This is a genomic window from Streptomyces bullii (genome assembly GCF_042657145.1).
Lineage (GTDB): Bacteria > Actinomycetota > Actinomycetes > Streptomycetales > Streptomycetaceae > Streptomyces > Streptomyces bullii.
On record NZ_JBHSNY010000005.1, the window covers coordinates 463,924 to 488,127 of the forward strand.

Genomic DNA, 24,204 nt, shown 5'->3' on the forward strand with positions numbered 1-24,204 from the left:
GAAGCGCGGGGGCTGTTCCGATAAAGAGCGTGTTTCCGTTTATTCGCGACTTCAGGTGCTCAATACCGCGCGCAACCGGTCAGGATCGGTCGTCGGGGCGTCGCAAGTGAAGTTACGGCAGACGTACGCGGCCGGTTCACCGCGCACCAGCGGCCGGTCCGCGAGCAGCGGGAACTCGTCGCTGTCCGGAGTGCCGACGGCGACGACCGCACCGGGGGCCGTGCCCAGAACCGCCGTACGGTGCAGCCTCCTCGTCCCCTCGTCCTCCAGCGACGGCCCCACCACCGCGACCTCGCGGGGACCGTCCAGCAGCGCCTCGGCGACCGCGAGCCCCCAGCCGATGAAACGGGGCACGCGCGGACCGAGCGCCTTGACCACGCCGAGGGCCTTCTCGGCAGCGGCGCGGTGCGGCTCCGAACCGGTGTGGGCGGCATAGCCCAGCAGGGCTCCGGCGGCGGCACTCCAGCCGGACGGCGCCGCGTTGTCGGTCGGGTCCTGCGGGCGCCGGATCAGCTTCTCGGCGTCGGCGGCGGTGTCGTAGAGCGCGCCGGACTCCGGGTCGGCGAAGCGGGCGAGGACGTGGCCCAGGAGCAGCCCCGCGAAGTCCAGCCACACCCCCTCCCCCGTGACGGACGCGAGCGCGAGGAAGCCCTCGGCCACGTCGGCGTAGTCCTCCAGCACACCCGCGTTGGCCCCGGCCCGGCCGTCCTTGCTGGTGCGGGCCAGCTGGGCGTGCTCATCGAGATGCAGCCGTACGAGGAGGTCGGCGGCGGCCACGGCGGCCTCGACGAGGTCGGGCCGGTCGAAGTAGGCGCCGGTCTCGGCGAGCGCGGCGATCGCGAGGCCGTTCCAGGCGGCGACCACCTTGTCGTCCCGGCCGGGGGCGGGGCGGCCGGAGCGGGCCGCGAGCAGCCGCTCCTTGACCGACTCGATCCTCCCGGCGTCGAACACACCTTCCTGCTGCGGCAGTTGGAGCACGGACTGACCGTGCTCGAAGGTGCCCTCCACGGTGACGCCGAAGTAGCGGGCGGCGAGCTCGGCGTCCTCGTCGCCGAGCACCTCGCGCAGCTGCTGAGGCGTCCACACGTAGTAGGCGCCCTCGACGTGCCTGCCCGTGCCGTCGTCGCTGTCGGCGTCGAGCGCGGAGGCGAACCCGCCCTCGTCGGTGCGCAGTTCCCGCACCATGAAGTCGGCGGTCTCCAGCGCGACCCGGCGGGCGAGCTCCGAGCCGGTGGCCCGCCACAGGTGCGCGTACACCCGGCACAGCAAGGCGTTGTCGTACAGCATCTTCTCGAAGTGCGGCACGACCCAGTCACGGTCGACGGAGTACCGGGCGAACCCGCCCCCGAGCTGGTCGTAGATCCCGCCGCGCGCCATGCGCTCGCAGGTGTCCCGGGCCATCTCCAGGGCGCCCTCGGAGCCGGTGCGCGCGTGGTGCCGCAGCAGGAACTCCAGCACCATGGACGGCGGGAACTTCGGCGCCCCGCCGAACCCGCCGCGCTGCGGGTCGTACTCCCGGGTCAGCCCGAGCAGCGCCTGCGCGAGCTCCTGCTCACCGGGGGCCTTGGTGTCGCCGTAGGCGATCTCCCGCCCGGCCAGATCGCGCACGATCTTCCCGGCGACCTCGGTGACCTCCTCCCGCCGGTCGGCCCAGGCCGCGCGCACCCCCTCCAGCACCTGCCGGAAGGAGGGCATGCCGTGCCGGGGCGCGGGCGGGAAGTAGGTCCCGAAGTAGAACGGCTCGGCGTCCGGGGTGAGAAACACCGTCATGGGCCAGCCACCGTGTCCGGTCGCCGCCTGCACCGCCTCCATGTAGACGGCGTCGACGTCGGGGCGTTCTTCGCGGTCGACCTTGATGTTGACGAAGTGGGCGTTGAGGTAGTCGGCGGTCTCCCGGTCCTCGAAGGACTCGTGTGCCATCACATGACACCAGTGGCAGCTGCTGTAGCCGACGCTCAGCAACACGGGAGCGTTCCGCCTGCGCGCCTCCTCGAATGCCTCCGGCGACCAGGGCCACCAGTCGACGGGGTTGTCGGCGTGCTGCAGGAGGTAGGGGGACGTCTCGTGCGCCAGTCGGTTCGGCATGGTGTCCATCCTGCCGCAGTACCCCTTCCGGTGCCGGACGGCACACAGCCGCGCGATCCGGCCCTCTCCCCAGGGCGCCCGGTCCGCAGCACACTTGATGACCAAGGAGACGAGCGGCGAGAGCCGTTGCCGCCGGAGGGGGACGTGACATGCGGGACAGTCATCGGGCGGAGGCCGAGCGGCTGCTGGTGCGGGCCGTGGAGGAGGAGGTGCGCCGGTCGGGCGGGCGCACGGACGGGAAGGTGCTGCTGGCGCGGGCGCGCGGGGCGCTGGACGGGATGGCGGCGACGGCCGCCGAGGAGTACGAGACGTACGTCCGCGCCCTGGACGAGGCGGAGGCCGGGCAGCTCACCTTCCGGCAGCGGTACGCCCGGGACGCGGCCGGAACGCCGTTGCTGGTGGCCGCTGTCGCGGCGGTCGCGGCCACCGTCGCCGACCTGGCCCTCGGCACGGGCGCGGGCACGGCGCTCGGCGCGGGCGTCGCGGTGGGCGTCGTCGGTGCCGCCGCGACCGTCGTGAAGGTCGTCGGCTCGCATCTGCCCGCCGCGCATCACCGGGCCGGTGCGGCGAGCCAGCCGGGCGGACCGGAGCAGCTGAGACTGCAGTGGCTCACGGCGCTGGAGGTGCGGGGCATCCGGCCCTTCCTCGATCAGCAGCGGGTGCTGGCCGCGTCCACCGGGCCCAAGAAGACGGGGCCGCGCCTGAAGGGTGTGGACAAGAGCGCGGCGGCCCGCGGGCGCAGTGTGCTGGAGCAGTCCTTCGGGCAGCTCCCGGAGCCGGCGGACCCGTTCGCGGGACGGCGCCAGGAGATGGCACGGATCCGGCAGTGGGTGCAGGCGGCCCGCGCCAGTACGGAGACCCGGCCGACGGTGGTCGTGCTGCACGGGGCGCCCGGCAGCGGCCGTACGACGCTCGCGGTCCGCGCCGCCCACGACCTGCGGGACCACTTCCGCGGGGCCTGCGTCGTCGACCTGCGCGCCGACAGCCCGGGCGAGCCGCCGCTGTCCACCCGCGACGCACTGCTCCATCTCCTCAACCGGCTCGGCGCGCCCCGTGAGCAGTTGCTGTTCCGCGAGCGGTCCTCCCCCGACCAGCAGGTCAAGCGGCTGAGCGAGCTGTATCACCAGCATCTGACCGGCCTGCCGGTCACGGTCGTCCTCGACGACGCCTCGGACCCCGAGCAGGTGCGCACCCTGACCCCCGAGCGCTCCGACAGTCTCGTCCTGGTCACCGCGCGCACGCCGCTGGCCCTGGGGGACGACGTGCCGGCGCGTGTGCACCAGCTGCCCGTCGCACCGCTGGACGCGGCGGGCGCGGAGGAGCTGCTGGCCGCGACCACGCAGGACCCCTCCGAGCCGTACGACGCCGAATCCGCCGACCGCGTCCGGGAGCTGTGCGGCGGGCTGCCCCTCGCCCTGCGCGTCGCGGGCTCTTCGCTGGGCGCGCGCTCCCCGCGCGCCCTGGCCACGGACCTGGGCGCGTACGGCCCCGTCGAGCCCGTCGAACGCGCCCTGTGGCTGCGCTACACCGACCAGCCGGAGACGGTACGGCGGCTGCTGCGCCGCCTGGCCCTGGCGGGCCGCGCGTCGCTGGGCGCGGCAGCGGCGGCGGCGCTCCTGGCCACCGACGAGGCGGAGGCCACCCGCCATCTGGTGGCCCTGTCCCGCGCGGGCCTGATCGACCACGTCCGCAACAACCGCTACCGCCTGCACGACCTGGTGCGCGGCTTCGCCCAGGCCCGTCTCCTCGACGAGGAGGACCCGGCCGAGCGCACCGCGGCGCAGGAACGGCTGATCGTGGCCTACGCCGAGCTGGCCGACTCGGTGCTGCGCCTGGTCGACGGCAACGTGTCGACCCGCTCGGACCGCTTCAGCCCGCACGGCTTCACGTCCCTGGACGAGGCGCTGCGCTGGCTGGACGACGAGTCGAGCTTCATCACGGCGACGCTGCGGCAGGCCGAGGGCGTGAACCAGGGGGCCGTACTGAACCTCCTGGGCGCCCTGTGCGACTACTGCCTGCTGCGCGGCGACCTGTACCGGCTGGGCGAGATCAGCGAACTGGCCCAGTCCGTGGACCAGGGCCTGCTGGTCCGCTCCGTGCAGTGGCGCACGGGCATCGCGGCCCGGCAGCTCGGCGAGCTGGACAAGGCCCGTACGACACTGACGTCCGTGGTGGACCTGTACCGGGAGGCCCACCACGACGCCGGCGCGGCCCGCGCGCTGTGCTCGCTCGGCATCACGCTGCACCACCAGGGCAACCTGACAGAGGCGGCGGCCAAGCTCCGGGAGGCCCTGGCGCTGCAGGCGCCGCCGGAACTGGCCACGGACCGGGCCTGGACGCTGCACGCGCTGGCGGCCGTCGAGCGGGACCGCGCCCATGTGGCCGAGGCGTTGGACCTGCTCACCGAGTCCCTGGTCCTGCACCGGCGGGGGGAGTCGCTGCACGGGCAGGCCTGGGCCCACTTCCAGCTGGGCCAGCTGAACCTGCGCAGGGGCGACGTCCCGCGCGCCGAGTCCGAACTGCGCACGGCCCTGGACCTGTACGGCCGCACCCGCGACGCCCGCGGCGAGGCCTGGGCGCTGACCCAGCTGGCGCGGGCCCGGCTGGTCGCCGGCGACGCGTCACCGGCCGTCGACGAGCTGCGCCGGGCGGCGGCCCGCCACCGCGACAACGAGGACGCGCGCGGCGAGGCCTGGTCCCTGTACTACCTGGGCCAGGCCCTGGAGGAGACGGGCGACCTCGACCAGGCGGTGCGTGAGCTGGAGCGGGCGCGCACGATGTTCTCCCGCATGCGCGACGTGTACGGCCTGGCCTGCGCCCGCCACCACTCGGCCCGGGTGACCCGCGACCAGCGCGCGGCCCAGACGGGCTCGCTGCGCAACTCGGGCTTCGCCCGTCAGCTGCTGGTCGACGCCCGCGCCGACTTCCAGCGCATCGGGGTGGCGCACGGGGAGGCGTGGACCTGCCTGGAGCTCGCGGTCGTCGACGCGGGCAACGCCCGTACGCAGCAGGCACTGGCCCTGTGCGACGAGGCGATCGGCCTGTTCACCTCGTACGGCGACCGCCGCGGCGAGGACTGGGCCCGCTTCCTGCGCTGCACCCTGCTGCCCTACGCGGCCCCGGGCGGCGTGGAGGTCGGTACGGCGGTGGCGCAGGAGGAGCTGGCGCAGCTGGCCCGCGCGCGGCATCCGCTGCGGGACGAGAAGCTGGACGACTACGTCGACGCGTACCAGCTGCTGCTGGAACGGGGGGTGCGGCTGGAGGACGGCTGGCAGGGCTGGCGGCTGCGGATGGTGCCGGACCGGCATGCCCGGGAGGTGATGGGGGTGCCGGTGGCCGCCCAGCACTGAGGGCGCGTGCCGCCGCCTCACGGTCTGCGGCCCGCAGCCCTTCCTGTCGCCCCTGTCGTCCCGTGGCCGTACGCCTCTGTGACTCTGTGCCTCTGTGGCTCTGCGGCCGGGAGCGTCAGTCCTGCTGCGGTCCGCCCCGGCCGGAGGCCTCCGCGGAGGTCTTCGCGGCGTCCTTGGGTCCGGCGGAGTCCGCCGGTTCCGCCCTCGGGTCCGGGACCTCGGTGAAGTCGACCCTGCTCATGTGCCGGTTCATCGACTTCATCAGGCCCCACACCGCCAGGGCCATCACCGCGAAGACGATGAAACCGAGGACGCCGGGGGTGACCTTGTCCTCGTCGACCTCCTTGGCGAAGGTGACGAGGTGCGTCATTGCCAGGCTCGCGCTTGCGCTCATGTCAGGCATTGTCGCGGATACCCGCAAAGAGGTCGTCCTCGGGGAGGGAGGTATCGACGAGGGACTTCGCCAGCTCGTACTCCTCCGTCGGCCAGACCTCCCGCTGGAGGTCCATCGGGACCCGGAACCAGCCGCCGTCGGGGTCGATCTGCGTGGCGTGCGCGATCAGCGCCTTGTCACGGATCTCGAAGAAGTCGGCGCAGGGGATGTGCGTGGTCAGCGTGCGGTCCTTGTGACCCGAGTCGTCCCACCGCTTGAGCCACTCCCCGTACGGCGACTCCAGGCCGCGTTCGATCATCGCCCGGTGCAGTGCCTCGGTGCGAGGACGGTTGAAGCCCTGGTTGTAGTAGAGCTTCAGCGGCTGGTACGCCGGGCCGAACTCGGCCTCGGGGTACTTCTCGGTGTCCGCCGCGCCCTCGAAGGCCACCATCGAGATCTTGTGCGTCATGATGTGGTCGGGGTGCGGATAGCCGCCGTTCTCGTCGTAGGTGGTGATCACCTGGGGACGGAAGGAGCGGATCTTCTTCACCAGCTCGCCGGCCGCCTTGTCGACGTCCTCCAGGGCGAAGCAGCCCTCCGGGAGCGGCGGCAGCGGGTCGCCCTCGGGCAGGCCGGAGTCGACGAAGCCTAGCCACTCCTGCTTGACGCCGAGGATCTCGCGCGCCTCGTCCATCTCCTTCTTGCGCACCTCGTGGATGTGCTCCTCGATGTACGCGTCCCCTTGCAGCTTCGGGTTGAGGATGGAGCCGCGTTCCCCGCCCGTGCAGGTCACCACCAGCACGTCCACCCCCTCGGACACGTACTTCGCCATGGTGGCCGCGCCCTTGCTCGACTCGTCGTCGGGGTGGGCGTGGACGGCCATCAGTCGCAGTTGGTCAGTCAAGACTCAATCCTCAAGTCAGTAGGCGCCCGGTGTGCGTCGGCGCGATCCAACAGGTGTCGTCCCGCAGGACGTCGTTCAGGGGTGGCGGTCGGGTGGCGGGAGGGAGGCTTCTATAGTGACCGAATCGGGGGGCGAATAATTCCGGAGTCCGGCTCCGGCGCCCTTTTCGGGACACCCGTCCCGAACCGGTCGAGAGGACGATCATGAGCACGGTGAGCACGCGGCCGCCCGAGGGCCGTTACGGCCGCTCCTCGGACGAGCGCGCCGACCGCACGCTCCGGGTCGTCGGCGCCGCGCTGGCGGTGGCGCTGCTCGGCGTGATCGGCTGGTTCGGCTACCACTACGTGGGCCAGAACAAGATCAGCGCCGAGGTGATCAGCTTCGATCTCTCCAAGGACGCCGTGTGGGTGCACCTGGAGGTCCGCAAGGACGCCGGCGCCGAGGGCTACTGCACGCTGCGCTCCCAGGCCGAGGACGGCGCCGAGGTGGGCCGGGCAGACTTCCGCTTCGACGGCGACGCCACGCGCATCGACAAGGTCGTCACGCTCCGCACGACCTCGCCGGGCACGACGGCCGAGCTGCTGGGCTGCCACGCCGACTGACGCGATCCGGACATCAGTGGGAATACGTAGCCGCTGACCTGCGTTGATGTGATTCTGATGGCTTATGTCCTCCCCCTTCAGGCCGTGAATTGTTAGGCTCGTGGTTTCGCCCATCCCTGAAGGAACATGCTTCTGGGTAGGGCGATGCTTTGTATTCCCAGTACCTACGAGGAGCACCTGTGACCCAGACCAGCGAGAACGTCACCTGGCTGACCCAGGAGGCGTACAACAAGCTCAAGGCTGAGCTTGAGTACCTTACTGGTCCCGCGCGCGCGGAGATCTCCGCGAAGATCGCCGCCGCGCGCGAGGAGGGCGACCTGCGTGAGAACGGCGGGTACCACGCGGCCAAGGAGGAGCAGGGCAAGCAGGAGCTCCGAGTGCGCCAGCTCACCCAGCTCCTCGAGACCGCCAAGGTCGGCGAGCCGCCGGCGGCCGACGGTGCCGTGGCGCCGGGCATGGTCGTGACGATCGCCTTCGACGGCGACGAGGACGACACGCTCACCTTCCTGCTCGCCTCGCGCGAGTACGCGAGCGCCGACATCGAGACCTACTCGCCGCAGTCTCCGCTGGGTTCCGGCGTGATCGGCCACAAGGTCGGCGAGGACGCTGAGTACGAGCTGCCGAACGGCAAGAAGGCGTCCGTGCGCATCCTCAAGGCCGAGCCCTACAACGGCTGATCCGGCCCCCACGTCCCCGACGGGCCCCCGGCGTCCAGCGCGGCGCCGGGGGCCCGTCGTCATTCCGCCGCACGGCTCGGTCAGGCCGTGGCCGAGCGGTACTTGCGCACCGCGAGGGTGCGGAATACGGCGATGATCAGGACCGAGTAGATCAGCGACGCCCACACCGGGTGCTGCATCGGCCAGGCGTCCGAGGGCGAGACCCCGGGGTTGCCGAAGAGTTCCCGGCAGGCCTGGACGGTGGCGCTGAAGGGGTTCCACTCGGCGACGTGGCGCAGCCAGGGCGTCATCTGCTCGGTGTCCACGAACGCGTTCGAGATGAAGGTGACCGGGAAGAGCCAGATCAGTCCGCCCGAGGTGGCCGCCTCGGGGGTGCGGACGGACAGGCCGATCACCGCGCCGATCCAGGTGAAGGCGTAGCCGGTCAGCAGCAGCAGGGCGAACGCGGCGAGCACTTCGCCGATGTTGGTGTGGGTGCGCCAGCCGACCAGCAGGGCGACCACGGCCAGGACGAACAGGGTGAGCGCCGTCTGCACCAGGTCGGCGAGTGTCCGGCCGGTCAGCACCGCGCCGCGCGCCATGGGCAGGGAGCGGAAGCGGTCGATGAGCCCCTTGTGCATGTCGTCGGCGATGCCCGCGCCCGCTCCGGCGGTGGCGAAGGTGACGGTCTGGGCGAAGATGCCGGCCATCAGGAACTCGCGGTAGACCGAGGACTCCGTGGTGCCGCCGATGTTCATGGAGCCGCCGAACACATAGCTGAACAGCACCACGAACATGATGGGCTGGATCAGCCCGAAAATGACCATTTCAGGAATGCGGGACATTCTGATCAGATTGCGTTTGGCGACGACCAGCGAGTCCCGGATCGACTGGCTGACGGCGTTGCCGGATGCCGTGCTCGGCACGGCGTCGGTGACGGCACTCACTGGGCGGCCTCCTCGTCCTTGTTCTCCGCCAGATGTCCCGTGAGGGACAGGAAGACGTCGTCGAGCGTGGGGCGGCGCAGCCCGATGTCGTCGATCTCGATACCGCGGGCGTCCAGCTCGCGGATGACCTCGGCGAGCAGCTTGGCGCCGCCCGTCACGGGCACGGTGAGTTTGCGCATGTGCTCCTCGACCGTGGTGTCGCCCTTGCCGAAGCCGCGCAGGACCTCGGAGGCGGGCCGGAGGTGCTCGCGCTCGTGCACCACGACCTCGACGCGCTCGCCGCCGGTGCGGGCCTTGAGCTGGTCGGAGGTGCCCTGGGCGATGACCCGGCCGTGGTCGACGACCGCGATGTCGTGCGCCAGGTGGTCGGCCTCCTCCAGGTACTGGGTGGTCAGCAGCAGCGTCGTACCGCCGGAGACCAGTTGCTTGATGACCTCCCACAGCTGCTGGCGGTTGCGCGGGTCCAGGCCGGTCGTCGGCTCGTCCATGAACATCACGGGCGGCGAGACGACGAGGGCCGCGGCGAGGTCCAGCCGGCGGCGCATACCGCCCGAGTAGGTCTTGGTGGGCCGGTCGGCGGCGTCGGTCAGGTTGAACTGCTCCAGCAGTTCGGCCGCGCGCTCCTTCGCCGCCCTGGCCCTCATCTGGTACAGCTGGCCGACCATCTGCAGGTTCTCACGTCCGGTCAGGTACTCGTCGACCGCCGCGAACTGGCCGGACAGGCCGATGGAGCGGCGGACGGCGTCGGGCTGCTTGAGCACGTCGAGGCCGGCGACGACCGCCCTGCCGCTGTCGGGCCGCAGCAGGGTGGTCAGGCAGCGGACCGTGGTCGTCTTGCCCGCGCCGTTCGGCCCGAGCAGGCCGAGGACCGTGCCCTCGGGGACATCGAGGTCGACGCCGTCCAGAGCCCTTACGTCACCGAAGGTCTTCACCAGACCTTCGGCATAGATGGCGCCTGGCATATGAATCTCCACGTCGTCGGGGATCGCTGGGCATGGAACTGGGATGCGAGCCACACCATAAACGCGATGTATCGCGTCTCTCAATCGGTTTTCCCGGACGGAGCGAGGAGCGACGAGGGACGAGCAGGTACGGGCGCCGGTACTGTCAGTCCATGACCGTGTAGCCCGCGTCGCGCAGGGCCTGGTTGACCTCCGCGCAGTGGGCCGGACCCTTCGTCTCCAGGTGCAGCTCGACCTCCGCCTCGGTGAGCCCGAGCCGTGGATCGGTCCGTACGTGGCTCACATCGAGGACGTTAGCGTCGACCACTGACAACACCCCGAGAAGTGTGGCCAGGGCGCCCGGCCGGTCCGTCAGGCGCAGCCGAACGGCCAGGTAGCGGCCCTGCGCGGCCATGCCGTGCCGCAGCACCCGCTGCATCAGCACCGGGTCGACGTTGCCGCCGGACAGCACCGCCACGACCGGCCCCTCGAAGGTTCCGGGCGCGCTCAGCAGCGCCGCGACCGGACTCGCCCCGGCCGGTTCCACGACCAGCTTGGCCCGCTCCAGCATCAGCAGCAGCGCGGCGGACAGCTCGTCCTCGCTGACCGTGCGGACCTCGTCCACCAGGTCGCCGACGATCCCGAACGGCACGTCGCCGGGCCGGCCGACCTTGATGCCGTCGGCCATCGTCGCCGGGTTGTCCACGGACACCGGGCGCCCGGCCGCCAGCGACGGCGGATACGCCGCCGCGCCCTCCGCCTGCACGCCCACGATCCGCACGTCCGGCCGCAGGGCCTTGACGGCGACGGCGATCCCGGCCGCCAGCCCGCCGCCGCCGATGCCGACGACGATCGTGCGGACCTCCGGGCACTGCTCCAGGATCTCCAGGCCCACCGTGCCCTGGCCCGCGATGATGTCGGGGTGGTCGAAGGGGTGGATGAACACCGCACCCGTCCGGGCCGCGTACTCCTTGGCGGCGGCCAGCGTCTCGTCGACCACCTGGCCGTGCAGGCGCACCTCGGCGCCGTAGTCCCTCGTCGCACTGATCTTCGGCAGCGGGGCGCCCTTCGGCATGAACACCGTGGAGCGCACGCCGAGCAGCGAGGACGCCAGGGCGACGCCCTGCGCGTGGTTGCCGGCGCTGGCGGCGACGACCCCGGCCGCGCGCTCCTCGGGCAGCAGCCCGGCGATCCGCACGTACGCGCCGCGCAGCTTGAACGAACCCGTGCGCTGGAGGTTCTCGCACTTCAGGTGCACCGGCGCGCCCACCAGCTGGGACAGGAGCCTGCTGCCCTCCATCGCGGTCACCCGCGCCACGCCCGAGAGCATCTTCTGGGCGCCGCGCACGTCGTCGAGGGTGACGGGCAGCAAGGAGTCAGCCGTGCTGTAGCTCATGACTCCAGCATCGCAGTTCACGGGCGGGAAGGACGGCTGTGACCAACCTCCGAGACCCGCTTTGCGCAGCGCCGGTACGACCCGCGTGCGGGCCGCGTACTCTGTCCCCCAATTAGCAGCCCTCCACGAAGTGAGCCCCCGGCCATGCCCACAACACCTGAAATGTCGATGGACATGACGACCGTCGGTGACACCGGTCTTCTCGACACGCTGCAGCACGAGGTGGCGGTGTTCGCCCGACGTGCCGAACAGACCCGGCTCGGCGGGGTCGGGCAGGTGCGCAACTCCATGGACCGCGCCGCGTATCTGCTGCTCAACCGTCTCGACAAGGAAGGCCCGATGGGCGTCAAGGCGCTCGCCGCGAGCATGGGGATCGACTCCTCGACGGTCACCCGGCAGGTGGCTCCGCTCGTCGACACCGGCCTGGTCAAGCGCACCTCGCACCCCGAGGACGGCCGGGCGGTGGTGCTCCAGCTGTCCCCGCGCGGGCAGACACGGCTGGAGGAAGTGCGCTCCTCGCGGCGCCAGTTGATGGCCGAGCTGACCCAGGACTGGGCACCGGAGGAGCGCGAGGCGTTCTGCACGCTCCTCACCCGCTTCAACAGCGCGCTGTCGGCCCGGATGTCGGCCCACGGGGTACCGGGACCGGAGGCGCAGTCGCCGGCCGAGTCGAGCACGCCGTCCTGAACCGGGCTCACCGCGCCGGGGCCCGTATCCGGCCCTGAGCTGCCCCTCCCCGGGGCCGCCACGCCCGGGTGACAGATTTATCCGCGCACGCGCGCGCGTGCGCGGGGCCGACTCTCACGCCGGACTCTTGACCGGGCGGCCACCACTGGCCTCAGATGAGACCGGGTCCCCACGAACGTACGCGGCCGTCGTCTCCGTACGCGGCCGGGGCCCGCATCCTCAGGGTCGCCCTCAGGGGGAGGCGCGGTGCGAGAACGGCAAGTGTCCCGGGGCGCCCGCCGGGACCGCGAGTTCGAGGCGTTCGTCGCCGGCGCGGCCGGACGGCTGCTGCACACCGCCACGCTGCTCACCGCGGAGTCCCCGGCCGACAACCCGCGCGCGCGGCGCCTGCTGACCCGGGCGCTGGCCCACACGTACGCGTGCTGGGACCGGCTGCGCGGCGAGGACCCGTACGACCATGCGCGCCAGTACCTGGCCACCCGCTTCGCGCGCGGCGCGTGGCACCACTACGGCGGTCTCGGCCGGGCCCGCCCGCACCCCGCGAGCGTCCTGGCCCGCCTCAGTCCGCACGAACGACTGATCCTCGTCCTACGGCTCCACGAGGGCGTCGCCGAGGAACAGACGGCCGCCCTCCTCGGCCTGTCCGCCGACCGCGTCCGGGCCGTGTGCCACCGGGCGGCGACGACCCTGCTGCATCCGCCGCGCGGCCCGGCACCGGCGGAGCAGCCGGCGAAGGCGGTGCCGTCATGAGGCGGTCGTACGGGCAGGGTTCGTGCGCGTGCGGTGCCGTCATCGCGCCCGGTGCCGTCGTCGCGCGCAGAGTGGCAGTGGGGCGGCCCTGCGGGTCTGGCGCCCGCGTCCGGGCGGTCGGGCGGAGGCTGATGTGAGGGGCCCGGACCGTGAGGCCGTCGTGCGGCGGATGTTGGGGCAGGCGCCGCCGCCCGTGCCGCCCGAGCTGTACGCGGATGCGGTGCGCCGCGGTGGCCGCATGCTGCGGCGCAGGACGCGCGTCCGCCGCCTGATGTGGCTGCTGCTGTGCGCGGCGTCCGTCGCGTTCGTGGTGTGGGCACTGACCGCCCGCCCCTGGGTGGAGCCGCCGTCGGACACGACTCCACCCCTGACCGGCTGGTGAACCCTCCCAAAGGAGGGCCCGCAGGCGTCTAGCCGAGCGCCTGCTGGAGGTCTTCGAGCAGGTCGTCGACGTTCTCGATGCCCACCGAGAGGCGCACCAGGTCGGCGGGGACCTCGAGGGCCGAGCCGGCCGCGGAGGCGTGCGTCATGCGCCCCGGGTGCTCGATCAGCGACTCGACACCGCCCAGGGACTCGCCGAGCGTGAACACCTTGGCGCGGTTGCAGACCTCCACGGCCGCCTCCTCGCCGCCCGCGACGCGGAAGGAGACCATGCCGCCGAACGCCTTCATCTGCTTGGCGGCGACCTCGTGACCGGGGTGCTCGGGCAGACCCGGGTACAGCACGCTCGTCACCCGCGCGTGGCGGGTGAGCATGTCGGCGACCTTTGTGGCGTTCTCGCTGTGCCGGTCCATGCGCACCGCCAGGGTCTTGGTGCCGCGCAGCACCAGCCAGGAGTCGAAGGGTCCGGCGACCGCGCCCATCGCGTTCTGGTGGTAGGCGAGCTCCTCGCCCAGATCGGGGTCGCTGGTGATCAGCGCGCCGCCGACGACGTCGGAGTGGCCGCCCATGTACTTGGTCAGGGAGTGCACGACGACGTCCGCGCCGAGCGAGAGCGGCTGCTGGAGGTAGGGCGTGGCGAAGGTGTTGTCGACGACGAGGCGGGCGCCCGCGTCCCGGGCGACCTGGGCGACGGCGGCGATGTCGGTGATGCCGAGCAGCGGGTTGGAGGGGGTCTCCACCCACACGATCTTGGTCTTGGGGGTGAGGGCCGCGCGTACGGCGGCGGGGTCGCCGGTGTCGGCCACCGACCACTCCACGCCCCATCGCGAGACGACCTTGGCGAAGAGGCGGAACGTGCCGCCGTAGGCGTCGTTGGGGATCACCACGTGGTCGCCGGGGGTGAGCAGCGTACGCAACAGGCAGTCCTCGGCCGCCAGCCCGGACGCGAAGGCGAGGCCGCGGCGGCCGCCCTCCAGGGCGGCGAGGTTCTCCTCCAGCGCGGTGCGGGTCGGGTTGGCGCTGCGGCTGTACTCGTAGCCGCCGCGCAGACCGCCGACGCCGTCCTGCTTGTAGGTCGAGACCTGGTAGATCGGCGGGACGACCGCGCCGGTCAAGGGGTCGGCGGTGTTGCCCGCGTGGATCGCGAGCGTCTCGAAGTGCTGACTGATGTGCCTGTCGCTCATGGGCACCGAGGGTAGTGCGCCGGTGGACCGTATGACGGACGACGGGAACCGGCGAAGGGGCCCGGCCGTCGTGCGGGCGGGACGGAAGAGGTGTGTCCGACGGTCCGCGGGGGCTCCCGGGGGCGGTCCGCGAGGGTTCCCCGGGACGGTCCGCGGGGGTCCCCGAGAACGGTCGGCGGAAGTTTTTCCACAGGCCTCCCACCCAGGTTGGCCAATTGTCGGCGTGGTCTGGTTCGCTTGTGACATGGAGATTCTCTGGGTCCTGATGGCATTGGTCATGCTGGGCTTCGTGCTGCTGCCGTTTCTGCGCCGCAGGCGCGGAGCGATCGGGCTGGTCTCGCCCGACCATCCGGACGCCGCGGACCCGGCGAACTACGGCTTCGTCCGCGAGGAGGAGCTCGACATCCGGATGCCCGGCCCCGACCAGGACCTGCTGGACGTCCTGGACCTGGTGCAGCGCACCCAGGACTACCGCGCGGCCCAGCAGCTCCTGGCCGGCACGGAGACGGAGGGCGAGCTGCGCTGGCAGCGCGTGCAGGCCTTCGCCGGTGCCGCCTCGCTGGAGCTGCGGCAGCGGCCGGGCGGGGTGAGCGAGACGCCGGGCGGGCAGTGGCTGCGGGTGTGGCGCACCGAGCAGCCCAAGGACGCGGGCGGCGCGGCCGTGCACGCCGAGTTCCTGGTGCAGCAGGCGTGGCGGACGGCGGTGCCCGGGACGGACGAGTTCCGGATCATCATGGAGGAGGCGAAGGCGGCGTGCGGCGAGGCGGCGCTGCTGGCTCCCGGCGACCCGATCCCGTACATCGTCGAGCTGTCCGTGGCCCGCGGACTGGCGTACTCGCAGAAGGACTTCGAGCAGCTCTGGCTGAAGATCCTGGACCGCGCCCCGACCCACATGGGAGCGCATCTGGCGGCGCTGCACTACTGGTGCGAGAAATGGCACGGCTCGCGTGAGCTGGCGTACCAGTTCGCGGAGGCCGCGGCGGCCCGCGCCCCGCAGGGCTCGCTGTTGGCGGCCATGCCGCTCTTCGCGGTCTTCGAGCACCTGCCCGAGGTGACGCTGGTCAGCAGCTTCTGGCAGAGCGAGGTCGTCACCAAGGCGATCCACGGCGCGCTGCACGCGGTGCACTCGGCCCGTCCCGACGACCCGATGCTGGCGCATGTGCGTCACATGCTGGTGTTCTTCCTGGTGCGCGGCGAGCGGTGGACGGAGGCCATGCACCAGCTGATGCACGTCGACGGCCACGTCGGCGCCCTGCCCTGGACTCTCTCCACCGACCCGGCCGCGGAGTTCGCGGTGTACCGGGCGCTCGCGGTGGCCGGCTTCGAGGCGAACGGCGGCAGCCCGGCGAGCCTGCCGCGCTGACGCGGGGCGCGGCGCGGCCGTACCGGAATTCCCGGCGGTCTTCGCACGTTGGAAGGAGCGTCGCCCCGAGGTCGGCGCCACCCCGATTGGAGTCCGCATGTTCCTGTACAGCCGTACGCCCCAGCTGCCGACCCCCGAGCAGGCGCTGCCCGGCCGCCCGGAGCCGGCGTTCACGGTCCCCGACCGCCACACCGTCCTCGGCAACCCGCTCCTCGGCCCCTACCCCGAGGGCCTGGAGATCGCCGACTTCGGGCTTGGCTGTTTCTGGGGCGCCGAGCGCACGTTCTGGCAGCTCCCGGCCGGTGTCTGGACGACGCTGGTGGGCTACCAGGGCGGCTACACCGAGAACCCCACGTACGAGGAGGTCTGCTCGGGCCTGACCGGCCACACGGAGGTGGTGCGCGTGGTCTACGACCCCGAGGTGATCTCGTACGACAGGCTGCTGAAGACCTTCTGGGAGTCCCACGACCCCACGCAGGGCTTCCGCCAGGGCAACGACGTAGGCACGCAGTACCGCTCGGCGATCTACACCCACACCCCCGAGCAGACCGCCGCCGCCCGCTCCTCCCGCGAGGCCTACCAGAAGGTCCTCACGTCCTCCGGCTACGACAAGATCACCACAGAGATCCTCCCGGCACAGGACCGCCCCTTCTACCCGGCGGAGGCCTACCACCAGCAGTACCTCGACAAGAACCCGGCGGGGTACTGCGGGCTGGGCGGGACGGGGGTCACCTGCCCGACGGGCCTCACGCCGGCTCCCACGGACGACTGACCGCCCGCCGCTGTCCGTCCGTCGTCCGCGACGGGGGTCGCTCCGTCTCCCGGAGGGGTCCCCGCGCGTCAGCGACGCGCCTTCCGGCCCTGGCCCTGGAATCTCCTCGGGCACGACGGGACGTGGGCGACAAGTGGCTCCCCGCGCGCCCGAGTTGCCGCGCAGCGGCGCGGACGGCGATACCCCTGTGACCGCGGTGGCGATAGCGTGCCCACGTGACTGCCACGTTGAGTGCTACGAAGACCCGCACCGCGCTGCGCACATCGGCGCGCGTCTCCGGGGAGTTGCTGCTGGTGTCGGCCATGGCGGCGGTGAGCCTGTGGCTGCTGGGGCGGATGTGGTCGGTCGTGTGGCCGCTCGTGGTCGGTCTGCTGCTGACCACGCTGACCTGGCCCCCGGCTCGCTACTTGCGTCGTCACGGGTGGAGGCCCGCCCTCGCCGCGTCGGTCGTGACCGTGCTGTTCCTGCTGGTGGCCGCCGGTGTCGTGGCGCTGATCGCGGTGCCGGTGGCGTCCCAGTCGGGTCAGCTGACCGACGGTGTGGTCGAGGGCATCCAGAGGCTGCGCGAGTGGGCCGCCGGGCCACCGCTGAACATCGGTGACGCCCAGATCAACAAGGCCTTCGACACCGCGGTCGCCCGCGCGCAGGAAGGCCTCGGCAGCATGGTGACCGCCGTCGTCACGGGCGTGAGCACCGTGGTCAACGGCGTGGTCACCGCCGTCCTGGCGCTGTTCCTGATGTTCTTCTTCCTCAAGGACGGCCCTCGGTTCCTGCCGTGGCTCGCCCGTCAGCTGCCCGGCAGGCTCGCCACCGACGTCCCGACCGTGGCCGCGCGCGGCTGGGACACCCTGGGCTCGTTCGTGCGCTCCCAGGCGGCCGTCGGCCTGCTCGACGCCGTCCTGATCGGACTGGGCCTGTGGATCCTCGGGGTGCCGCTGGTGCTCCCGCTGGCGGTGCTGACCTTCGTCTCCGCGTTCGTGCCGATCATCGGTGCGCTGTTCGCCGGTTTCGTCGCGGTCCTCATCGCGCTGGTCTCCAACGGCCTGACGGACGCGCTGATCGTGCTGGCCATCATCGTCGTGGTGCAGCAGCTCGAGGGCAACGTGTTCCAGCCCATGATCCAGAGTCGTGGCCTCGGCCTCCACGCGGCCGTCGTGCTGCTCGCGGTGACGTTGGGCGGCAGTCTGGCCGGCATTGTGGGCAGTCTGCTCGCCGTACCGGCCGCCGCGCTGATCGCCGTGGTCTGGAACTATGTGCGCGAGCAGCTCAGCGAGCCGTCACGGGGGCCGGGGACGGGCAGGTCGGACACCGGCGCCGTCGTCCCGTCGTAGCGTTCGGGGATCGCGTCAACCGCCGCTGCCGTACGGCCTGGTGAGGATCTCCAGGCGGTGGCCGTCGGGGTCGTCGAAGTACGTGCCGCGTCCGCCGTCGTTGCGGTTGATCTCGCCCGGGCGGGTGTGGAACGGGTCCGCCCAGTAGGTCAGTCCCGCCTCCCGGATGCGGGCGAAGATCTGGTCGAACTCGTCCTCCGATACCAGGAACGCGTAGTGCTGCGGAGTGATGTCGCCGGGCGTGTCCAGGTAGTCGAGGGTCACGCCGTTGGGGATCTGCACCGGCACGAACGGGCCGTACGGCGGGCTCACTTCCAGCCCGAGGATGCCGGCGAGGAACCGGGCCGAGGCGTGCTTGTCGTGCGCGGCGACGATGGTGTGGTTCAGCTGCACGGTCATGGTGGGCCTCCCCTCCCGACCAGCGTATGACGGGAGCGGGGGCACGCTCGGGGCCCGGCGGTGGCGCCGCCGGGGCCCTCGTCGCGTCCTGTCCGGATCGTCACGCCCTGTCCGGTCATCGCGTTCCGTCCGGATCGTCGTCTGCCGAGCTCAGATCGTCGCGGTGTCGATCACGAAGCGGTACCGGACATCGCTGCTGATCACCCGCTCGTAGGCGGTGTTGATCTCGGACGCCTCGATCAGCTCTATCTCGGCGCCGATGCCGTGCTCGGCGCAGAAGTCCAGCATCTCCTGGGTCTCGGCGATCCCGCCGATCATGGAGCCGGCGAGGGTCTTGCCGCCCCCGATCACCGAGAAGAGGTTGAGGGAGACCGGCTCCTCCGGGGCACCGACGTTCACCAGCGCGCCCCGCGTCTTCAGCAGCGTCAGGTAGGCGTTGAAGTCCAGCGGAGCCGACACCGTCGACACGATCAGGTCGAAGGTGCCCCGCAGCTCCTCGAAGGTCTTCGGGTCGCTGGTGGCGTAGTAGTGGTCGGCGCCCAGTCGCAGGCCGTCGTCCTTCTTGCGCAGGGACTGCGACAGCACGGTCACCTCGGCGCCCAGCGCGTGCGCGATCTTCACGCCCATGTGGCCGAGGCCGCCCATGCCGAGGATCGCGACCTTCTTGCCGGGGCCGGCGTTCCAGCGCTTCAGCGGGGAGTACAGGGTGATGCCGGCGCACAGCAGCGGGGCTGCCACGTCGAGCGACAGCCCGTCCGGGATGCGTACGACGTAGTTCTCGTCGACGACGATCTTCTGGGAGTAGCCGCCGTAGGTGGGCTCGCCGTTCTTGTCGAGGGCGTTGTACGTGCCGACCATGCCGCGGGTGCAGTACTGCTCCAGACCGGCCTCGCAGTTGTCGCACTCCCGGCACGAGTCGACCATGCAGCCGACGCCCACCCGGTCGCCGACCTGGAACTTCGTCACACCCGGACCGACCTCGGACACCACACCGGCGATCTCGTGCCCGGGGACCATCGGGAAGATCGCCTCGCCCCAGCCCTCCTGGGCCTGGTGGATGTCGGAGTGGCAGATGCCCGCGAACTTGATGTCGATCAGGACGTCGAACTCGCCGACCGCGCGCCGCTCGATGGTCGTGCGCTCCAGCGGAGCCTTGGCGGCGGGGGCGGCGTACGCAGCAACAGTGGTCATGCCAGGGTTCTCCTCAGGGTCACGCGCCCGGCTGCCTTCCGACCGGGCACGACGTCCAGCCTGCCGGGCCGGAGAGGGTTCACCCAGGTCACGGCTTTGCGTACGTCCGCTGTTCCTACTACTGGCGGGGTCAGGTTCGTTTGCGTACGACCGTGAATACTGGACGGCATGGACGTACAGCCCGAGACCCCGCGGGAGCCCGGCGGTGGGCTCGACCGCCGTGCCGAGCTCAGCGAGTTCCTGCGCACCCGGCGTGCCCGGCTGAAGCCGGAGGACGTGGGGCTGCCGGACTTCGGGCGGCACCGGCGGGTGCCCGGGCTGCGCCGCGAGGAGCTGGCGCAGTTGGCCGGAGTCTCGGTGGCGTACTACACGCGCCTGGAGCAGGGCAACGGGCGCAATGTGTCGGCGGAGGTGCTCGACTCGATCGCCCGCGCCCTGCGGCTGACGGACGCCGAGCACGCGCACCTGACGCATCTGGCGAAGCCCAAGCAGCACAAGAAGAAGCCGGTGGCGCGCACCCAGCAGGTGCGCCCGGCGCTGCGGCACCTGCTGGACTCGATCGACAGCGTCCCGGCGTACGTCGTCGGGCGGCGCTCGGACATCCTGGCCTGGAACCGGATGGCCGCGGCCCTCTTCGGCGACTGGGCGGAGCTGCCGGCGCAGGAGCGGAACTGGGCGCGGCTGGTGTTCCTGAAGCCCGAGTACCGCGAGCTGTACGTGGACTGGGACCGGAAGGCGGCCGACATGGTCGCCTACCTGCGCATGGACGCCGGCTGCCATCCGGACGACCCGCGGCTGTCCGCCCTGGTGGGTGAACTCTCCGTGAAGAGCGAGACGTTCCGGCGGCTGTGGGCCACGCACGACGTCAAGGAGAAGAGCTACGGCGTCAAGCACATGCGGCATCCGCTGGTCGGTGACCTGACCCTGTCCTTCGAGACGTTCCGGCTGGTCGACGACGGCGAGCAGTCGCTGATCACGTACCACGCGGAGCCGGGGTCCCCGTCGGCGGAGGCGCTGCGCCTGCTGGCGAGCTGGGGCGTGGACGCGACACGGTCGGGGACACAGACGCCGACGGCCTGAAGCCCGCGCCGCGTCCAACGGCTCACCGATCGCCCCCCGGTCAGTCGGCCAGTCGCACGGCCGGTCAGCCGGTCAGCCGGTCAACCAGTCAGCGGTCAGCGGTCAGCCTTGGTAGGGCGGTGCCGCGCCCCCCGTCCAGCGCGGCATCGGCTGCTCCTCCCTCGCCTGCGTGGAGCGGGGCACACGGCCGGCGGTGCGCCTCTCCGGCCCGGACGCCCCGGCCCCCGGCAACAGGAACGGCCCGCCGGAAGCCGCGCTTCCGACGGGCCGTCCGCTGACGGCTCGATCGATCAGTCTCGGATCACTTGCCGTAGTAGGCGTTGTAGATCGAGATCGTCGACTTGTTGCCCTTCTTGTCGGCGATCTTGGCGTGGAAGGAGATGGCCTTCCCCTTCGCCGGGTTCTTGACGCTGATCTTGCCGTCCTTGACGGTGACCTTCTTCCAGGTCTGGCCGTAGTCGTACGACACGTACACCGACAGCGACTTGAGGTTGCTGCCCTTGGCCGAGCCCTGGACCTCGACCGGGATGCTGACCTTCTTGTCGGCCGGGACCTTGCTGTCCAGACCGGTCTTGGCGTTGAAGCGAACCGTGGAGGCGGGAAGCTTCGCGAAGTCGGTCTTCTTGGAGCGGAACGTGAAGCTCGCGTCGATGCGGGTGGAGGCCGCCGCGACCTTGACGCTGCGCTTGACCGACGTCGTCAGCTTGTACTCGGCGTCGCCGGACGGGACCTTGAACTCCTTCTCGCCGAACAGCGGGTCGTCGTTCGAGCCGACCTTGGTGCCGTTGCGGTAGAGGGTCGTGTTCACCGAGGAGAACAGCGAGGAGCCCGCGTGCTTGTGCCCGTCGGCGAACAGCGGCAGGAGACCGAAGATGGCGTTGCCGTCACGGTAGAGGCCGAAGTCCGCGTTCAGGTGCGGCCCGAAGACGGCGGTGTTGAAGGTCTTCGAGTAGGTCTGGCCGGCCTTGAAGGTCTGGGCCCCGCCGAGCGTGTAGTACGCCTCGGTGATCGGCCAGCCCTCCGCGTCGACTCCGCCGTACTGCTGGAAGTCCAGCTCCCACTTCACACCGCTGACGGTGGACAGGTGCAGGGTCCGGGTGCCGGGCAGGGTCTGCTGGATGCCGATGGAGGAGGCGCCGGTGCTCTCGGGCAGCCAGCCCACCGCGGAGACCGCGCCCTTCTTGCCGCTGGCGGCGGCGCCCAGGTTGGCCTTCACCGTGGCCAGCTCGCTCGCCTTGTAGTGGCGGGTGTAGCCGGTGGCGAGCTGCTTGACCTTGCCGCCGATCGTGGTGTCGTACTCCTCCTTGTCACCCTTGCTCCAGTGGCCGTCCCACTGCTGGGTCAGCGAACCGTCGGTGACCTGCGGGCCCAGGTGGCCGCTGCGGAAGTTGTCGTACGAGTCCAGCCACCAGCCGAAGCCATAGCTCGAGTTGCCGGACTCCACCGTGAAGTCGGCGGAGGCGAACTCGGACTTGGCGGCCGCGTCCGGCACCGTGATGGTGACCGGCTTGGCCTTGCGGGCGTCCACCGTGATGGTGGTGTTCTTGGTGACGCTCAGCTTCGGCTGGGCGAGCCAGTCGGCGCCCTCGTACTTCTCCGGGTCGTCACTGACGTAGACGGCCGAGTTGAGGACGTAGCTGCCCTTGGGCACGCGGGCGGTGACGGTGCCGTCGGCGTCGTACGGGGAGAACCACTTCTCCTTGGCCAGGCCGGACAGACCGACCAGGCTGGTGTCGTAGTTCTTCGTGGCGCTGCCGGCCCGGTCGAGGAACTTCAGGGTGACGTCGTACGACTCCACCTCACGCTGCACCGCGGCCGCCGTGCGGACGGTCTGGCCGCCGCCCGTCGCCGTGACGTACGCCGAGTAGGCGCCGTCGACCGTGCCGCCCAGCTTGGTGTTGACGGTGACGTCGACGGCGGCCTTGCCGCCGGCCGGGACGGTCACCTTGGTGGCGCCGAGCTTGAAGAAGCCCGCCGGAGCCGCCTGGCCCTTGGGGTTGGTGGCGGTGGCCGACAGCGCGAGCGTGACGTCCTTCGTACCGAGGTTGCGGTACGTCAGCTGCTTGGTGACCGGCTTGTCGTCGGTGTGCGGCCACTGCTGCACGCCGAAGCTCACCGACACCGGGTCGGCGATCACGGTCTGCTTGACGGCCTTGTCGACCTGGACGCGGCCCGAACCCTGCTGGAAGGGGGTGTACTTGCCGCCCTTGGTGGAGCCCGTCAGGGCGCCCTTCAGCTCGGTGTACTTCCACTCCGGGTGCTGCTGCTTGAGGATCGCCGCCGCGCCCGCGACATGCGGGGTCGCCATCGACGTACCGGAGATCGACATGTAGCCGGCCGGCTTCTCACCGACCTCCTTGGCGATGTCGTTGCCCTTGGCGGAGGCCGCGGTGATGTCCACGCCGGGCGCGGTCACGTCGGGCTTGAGAGCGCCGTCCATGCCCGGGCCGCGGCTGGAGAAGCTCGCCAGCTTGTCCTTGTCGTCGACCGCGCCGACGGTCAGGGCGGCGGCCGCGCTGCCCGGGGAGCCGATGGTCTGCTCGCCGAAGTCGCCCTCGTTGCCGGCGGCGATGGCGAACAGGACGCCCTTGTCCTCGGAGAGCTTGTTCACCGCCGCTTCCAGCGGGTCGATCTCGGCGGAGTCGCCGCCGCCGAGGCTCATGTTGATGACGTCGGCGCCCTCAGCGACGGCCCACTCCATGCCGGCGAGGATCTCGGAGTCGTTGCCGAAGCCCTCGTCGCTGAGCACCTTGCCGTTGAGGATCTTCGCGCCCGGCGCGACACCCTTGTACTTGCCGCCCGACTTGGCGCCGGTGCCGGCCGCGATGGACGCGACGTGCGTGCCGTGGCCGACCTTGTCGTTGGTGCCCGGCGACGGGGAGAAGTTCTTCTCCGCGACGACCTGGCCCTTGAGGTCGGGGTGGGTGGCGTCGACGCCGGTGTCCAGGACGGCGATCTTGACGCCCTTGCCGTCGTAGCCGGCCGCCCACGCCTTGGGGGCGCCGATCTGCGCGACGGACTTGTCGAGGCTGGCCTTGCGGACGCCGTCGAGCCAGACGTGCGCGATGCCGGAGGCGGTCCTGTCGCCGTTGGTGACCGCGTCCCACAGCTCGGGCGCGTCCTCCTGCGGCGTCTGCACCGCGTCGGCGTTCAGGGACTTCAGGCTCGCCCGGAGCTTGCCCGCGTCGCGGACCTCGGCCTTGGCGTTCGCCGCGGTGCCCTTGTAGCCGACGATGACCTTCAGGCCCTGCTTCTGGGACTTGCGGGTGGCGGCCTTGTTGAGTTCGGTGACGTCGAACAGCCGCTGGTCGAGCTTGCCGGTGGCGATCAGCCGGGCGACGTCCGCCGGGATCACCAGCGTGTGGCCGTCGATCTTGCGGATCTGGACGGGTATGCCCTCGCGGCCCTTCGCCCGCTCCAGGCCGACGACCCGGCCCTTGGCGTCGACGGCGACCCGGTCACCCGTGATGAGCGTGATGCGGTGCTTCGCCGAGAGCGACGAGGCCTGCGAGACGCCACCGGCCGGCTCCCCCTTCGCCGACGCGGGGCTGGTCATCCCTGCCGCCAGCGCCACCGCGGCCGCCGTGGCCACCGTGGCCGCGCATGCTCTTTTCACTTGTCTGCGCAAATTTCCCCCTAGCAGAAGAACCGGGCGAATTCCCTGTTCACCCGGCCGGGGGTGGTCTCGTACGCATGCTCGTACACCCCCCGGAATACGCAGTATGCCGGGGGGTGATCAGCCGCTCAATAGATGAGAGGACGATGAGAGATCTGTCGATGTTCTGTTACGGGACTGCCGGAACGCCGTTACA

20 protein-coding genes are annotated in these 24,204 nt (G+C 71.2%); 10 read left to right on the forward strand and 10 right to left on the reverse strand.

Annotation, left to right across the window (positions count from 1 at the left end; all coding sequences use genetic code 11):
* Positions 1 to 51: 51 nt before the first annotated feature.
* On the reverse strand, positions 52 to 2,085 hold the full coding sequence (locus ACFPZJ_RS16710; RefSeq protein ID WP_381021894.1) for a thioredoxin domain-containing protein: 2,034 nt from the start codon (positions 2,083 to 2,085) through the stop codon (positions 52 to 54).
* Positions 2,086 to 2,234: 149 nt separating this feature from the next.
* Between ACFPZJ_RS16710 and ACFPZJ_RS16715 the strand changes: the two genes are divergently transcribed.
* Positions 2,235 to 5,435: a tetratricopeptide repeat protein gene (locus ACFPZJ_RS16715; protein WP_381021895.1), complete on the forward strand. Its 3,201-nt coding sequence runs from the start codon at positions 2,235 to 2,237 to the stop codon at positions 5,433 to 5,435.
* A 115-nt stretch (positions 5,436 to 5,550) separates the two neighbouring features.
* Here ACFPZJ_RS16715 and ACFPZJ_RS16720 read toward each other — a convergent pair whose 3' ends face one another.
* Together ACFPZJ_RS16720 and mca are read right to left on the reverse strand one after the other, a co-directional pair.
* Positions 5,551 to 5,838, reverse strand: a complete 288-nt coding sequence (locus ACFPZJ_RS16720; RefSeq protein WP_381021896.1) for a hypothetical protein — start codon at positions 5,836 to 5,838, stop codon at positions 5,551 to 5,553.
* Complete coding sequence (gene mca, locus ACFPZJ_RS16725) at positions 5,831 to 6,691, reverse strand: mycothiol conjugate amidase Mca (RefSeq protein WP_381022142.1); 861 nt, start codon at positions 6,689 to 6,691, stop codon at positions 5,831 to 5,833. The genes ACFPZJ_RS16720 and mca overlap by 8 nt, the downstream gene beginning before the upstream one ends.
* A gap of 224 nt (positions 6,692 to 6,915) precedes the next feature.
* On the opposite strand from mca, the gene ACFPZJ_RS16730 reads away from it, so the two are divergent.
* Positions 6,916 to 7,314, forward strand: coding sequence for a DUF4307 domain-containing protein (locus ACFPZJ_RS16730; RefSeq protein ID WP_381021897.1), 399 nt, complete (start codon positions 6,916 to 6,918; stop codon positions 7,312 to 7,314).
* A gap of 179 nt (positions 7,315 to 7,493) precedes the next feature.
* Complete coding sequence (gene greA, locus ACFPZJ_RS16735; protein ID WP_365666382.1) at positions 7,494 to 7,991, forward strand: transcription elongation factor GreA; 498 nt, start codon at positions 7,494 to 7,496, stop codon at positions 7,989 to 7,991.
* A gap of 80 nt (positions 7,992 to 8,071) precedes the next feature.
* Here greA and ACFPZJ_RS16740 read toward each other — a convergent pair whose 3' ends face one another.
* From ACFPZJ_RS16740 to ilvA, 3 genes are all read right to left on the reverse strand, one after another.
* Positions 8,072 to 8,917 (reverse strand): ABC transporter permease, encoded by an 846-nt coding sequence (locus ACFPZJ_RS16740; protein WP_381021898.1) that lies wholly within the window; start codon positions 8,915 to 8,917, stop codon positions 8,072 to 8,074.
* Entirely contained in the window at positions 8,914 to 9,879 is a 966-nt protein-coding gene (locus ACFPZJ_RS16745) for an ATP-binding cassette domain-containing protein (RefSeq protein WP_381021899.1), read from the reverse strand. Before ACFPZJ_RS16745 ends, ACFPZJ_RS16740 begins: the two co-directional genes overlap by 4 nt.
* 145 nt (positions 9,880 to 10,024) lie before the next feature.
* Positions 10,025 to 11,254, reverse strand: coding sequence for a threonine ammonia-lyase (gene ilvA / locus ACFPZJ_RS16750; protein ID WP_381021901.1), 1,230 nt, complete (start codon positions 11,252 to 11,254; stop codon positions 10,025 to 10,027).
* Between the two features lie 162 nt (positions 11,255 to 11,416).
* Between ilvA and ACFPZJ_RS16755 the strand changes: the two genes are divergently transcribed.
* From ACFPZJ_RS16755 to ACFPZJ_RS16765, 3 genes are all read left to right on the forward strand, one after another.
* Entirely contained in the window at positions 11,417 to 11,941 is a 525-nt protein-coding gene (locus ACFPZJ_RS16755) for a MarR family winged helix-turn-helix transcriptional regulator (protein ID WP_381022143.1), read from the forward strand.
* A 246-nt stretch (positions 11,942 to 12,187) separates the two neighbouring features.
* Complete coding sequence (locus ACFPZJ_RS16760) at positions 12,188 to 12,691, forward strand: sigma factor-like helix-turn-helix DNA-binding protein (RefSeq protein WP_381021903.1); 504 nt, start codon at positions 12,188 to 12,190, stop codon at positions 12,689 to 12,691.
* Between the two features lie 133 nt (positions 12,692 to 12,824).
* Entirely contained in the window at positions 12,825 to 13,073 is a 249-nt protein-coding gene (locus ACFPZJ_RS16765; protein WP_381021905.1) for a hypothetical protein, read from the forward strand.
* 28 nt (positions 13,074 to 13,101) lie between these two features.
* Here the strand turns inward: ACFPZJ_RS16765 and ACFPZJ_RS16770 are convergent, their stop codons facing one another.
* Entirely contained in the window at positions 13,102 to 14,256 is a 1,155-nt protein-coding gene (locus ACFPZJ_RS16770) for a cystathionine gamma-synthase (protein WP_381021907.1), read from the reverse strand.
* Between the two features lie 244 nt (positions 14,257 to 14,500).
* Here ACFPZJ_RS16770 and ACFPZJ_RS16775 point away from each other — a divergent pair, with 244 nt between their 5' ends.
* The 3 genes from ACFPZJ_RS16775 (at position 14,501) to ACFPZJ_RS16785 (ending at position 17,722) form a co-directional block, all read left to right on the forward strand.
* Entirely contained in the window at positions 14,501 to 15,619 is a 1,119-nt protein-coding gene (locus ACFPZJ_RS16775; RefSeq protein WP_381021908.1) for a hypothetical protein, read from the forward strand.
* Between the two features lie 97 nt (positions 15,620 to 15,716).
* A complete protein-coding gene (gene msrA / locus ACFPZJ_RS16780; protein WP_381021910.1) occupies positions 15,717 to 16,391 on the forward strand; it encodes a peptide-methionine (S)-S-oxide reductase MsrA in 675 nt (224 codons plus the stop codon).
* A gap of 215 nt (positions 16,392 to 16,606) precedes the next feature.
* Positions 16,607 to 17,722, forward strand: coding sequence for an AI-2E family transporter (locus ACFPZJ_RS16785; RefSeq protein ID WP_381021912.1), 1,116 nt, complete (start codon positions 16,607 to 16,609; stop codon positions 17,720 to 17,722).
* A 15-nt stretch (positions 17,723 to 17,737) separates the two neighbouring features.
* Here the strand turns inward: ACFPZJ_RS16785 and ACFPZJ_RS16790 are convergent, their stop codons facing one another.
* Both ACFPZJ_RS16790 and ACFPZJ_RS16795 read right to left on the reverse strand, forming a co-directional pair.
* Complete coding sequence (locus ACFPZJ_RS16790) at positions 17,738 to 18,121, reverse strand: VOC family protein (protein ID WP_381021913.1); 384 nt, start codon at positions 18,119 to 18,121, stop codon at positions 17,738 to 17,740.
* Between the two features lie 150 nt (positions 18,122 to 18,271).
* Positions 18,272 to 19,312 carry an NAD(P)-dependent alcohol dehydrogenase gene (locus tag ACFPZJ_RS16795; RefSeq protein ID WP_381021915.1) on the reverse strand — a complete coding sequence of 347 codons (1,041 nt, stop codon included), beginning with the start codon at positions 19,310 to 19,312 and terminating at the stop codon, positions 18,272 to 18,274.
* A gap of 168 nt (positions 19,313 to 19,480) precedes the next feature.
* On the opposite strand from ACFPZJ_RS16795, the gene ACFPZJ_RS16800 reads away from it, so the two are divergent.
* Positions 19,481 to 20,392, forward strand: coding sequence for a helix-turn-helix domain-containing protein (locus ACFPZJ_RS16800; RefSeq protein WP_381021916.1), 912 nt, complete (start codon positions 19,481 to 19,483; stop codon positions 20,390 to 20,392).
* A gap of 301 nt (positions 20,393 to 20,693) precedes the next feature.
* Here ACFPZJ_RS16800 and ACFPZJ_RS16805 read toward each other — a convergent pair whose 3' ends face one another.
* Entirely contained in the window at positions 20,694 to 24,008 is a 3,315-nt protein-coding gene (locus ACFPZJ_RS16805) for a S8 family peptidase (RefSeq protein ID WP_381022144.1), read from the reverse strand.
* Between the last annotated feature and the right edge of the window lie 196 nt (positions 24,009 to 24,204).

Bases quoted from the DNA above. Each gene is read 5' to 3' on its own strand.
- ACFPZJ_RS16755 (WP_381022143.1), top strand. From the start codon at position 11,417: ATGTCGATGGACATGACGACCGTCGGTGACACCGGTCTTCTCGACACG.
- ACFPZJ_RS16775 (WP_381021908.1), top strand. From the start codon at position 14,501: ATGGAGATTCTCTGGGTCCTGATGGCATTGGTCATGCTGGGCTTCGTG.
- ACFPZJ_RS16710 (WP_381021894.1), bottom strand. From the start codon at position 2,085: ATGCCGAACCGACTGGCGCACGAGACGTCCCCCTACCTCCTGCAGCAC.
- ACFPZJ_RS16790 (WP_381021913.1), bottom strand. From the start codon at position 18,121: ATGACCGTGCAGCTGAACCACACCATCGTCGCCGCGCACGACAAGCAC.
- ilvA (WP_381021901.1), bottom strand. From the start codon at position 11,254: ATGAGCTACAGCACGGCTGACTCCTTGCTGCCCGTCACCCTCGACGAC.
- ACFPZJ_RS16800 (WP_381021916.1), top strand. From the start codon at position 19,481: ATGGACGTACAGCCCGAGACCCCGCGGGAGCCCGGCGGTGGGCTCGAC.
- msrA (WP_381021910.1), top strand. From the start codon at position 15,717: ATGTTCCTGTACAGCCGTACGCCCCAGCTGCCGACCCCCGAGCAGGCG.
- ACFPZJ_RS16770 (WP_381021907.1), bottom strand. From the start codon at position 14,256: ATGAGCGACAGGCACATCAGTCAGCACTTCGAGACGCTCGCGATCCAC.
- ACFPZJ_RS16720 (WP_381021896.1), bottom strand. From the start codon at position 5,838: ATGCCTGACATGAGCGCAAGCGCGAGCCTGGCAATGACGCACCTCGTC.
- ACFPZJ_RS16795 (WP_381021915.1), bottom strand. From the start codon at position 19,312: ATGACCACTGTTGCTGCGTACGCCGCCCCCGCCGCCAAGGCTCCGCTG.
- ACFPZJ_RS16715 (WP_381021895.1), top strand. From the start codon at position 2,235: ATGCGGGACAGTCATCGGGCGGAGGCCGAGCGGCTGCTGGTGCGGGCC.
- ACFPZJ_RS16730 (WP_381021897.1), top strand. From the start codon at position 6,916: ATGAGCACGGTGAGCACGCGGCCGCCCGAGGGCCGTTACGGCCGCTCC.
- ACFPZJ_RS16745 (WP_381021899.1), bottom strand. From the start codon at position 9,879: ATGCCAGGCGCCATCTATGCCGAAGGTCTGGTGAAGACCTTCGGTGAC.
- mca (WP_381022142.1), bottom strand. From the start codon at position 6,691: ATGGCCGTCCACGCCCACCCCGACGACGAGTCGAGCAAGGGCGCGGCC.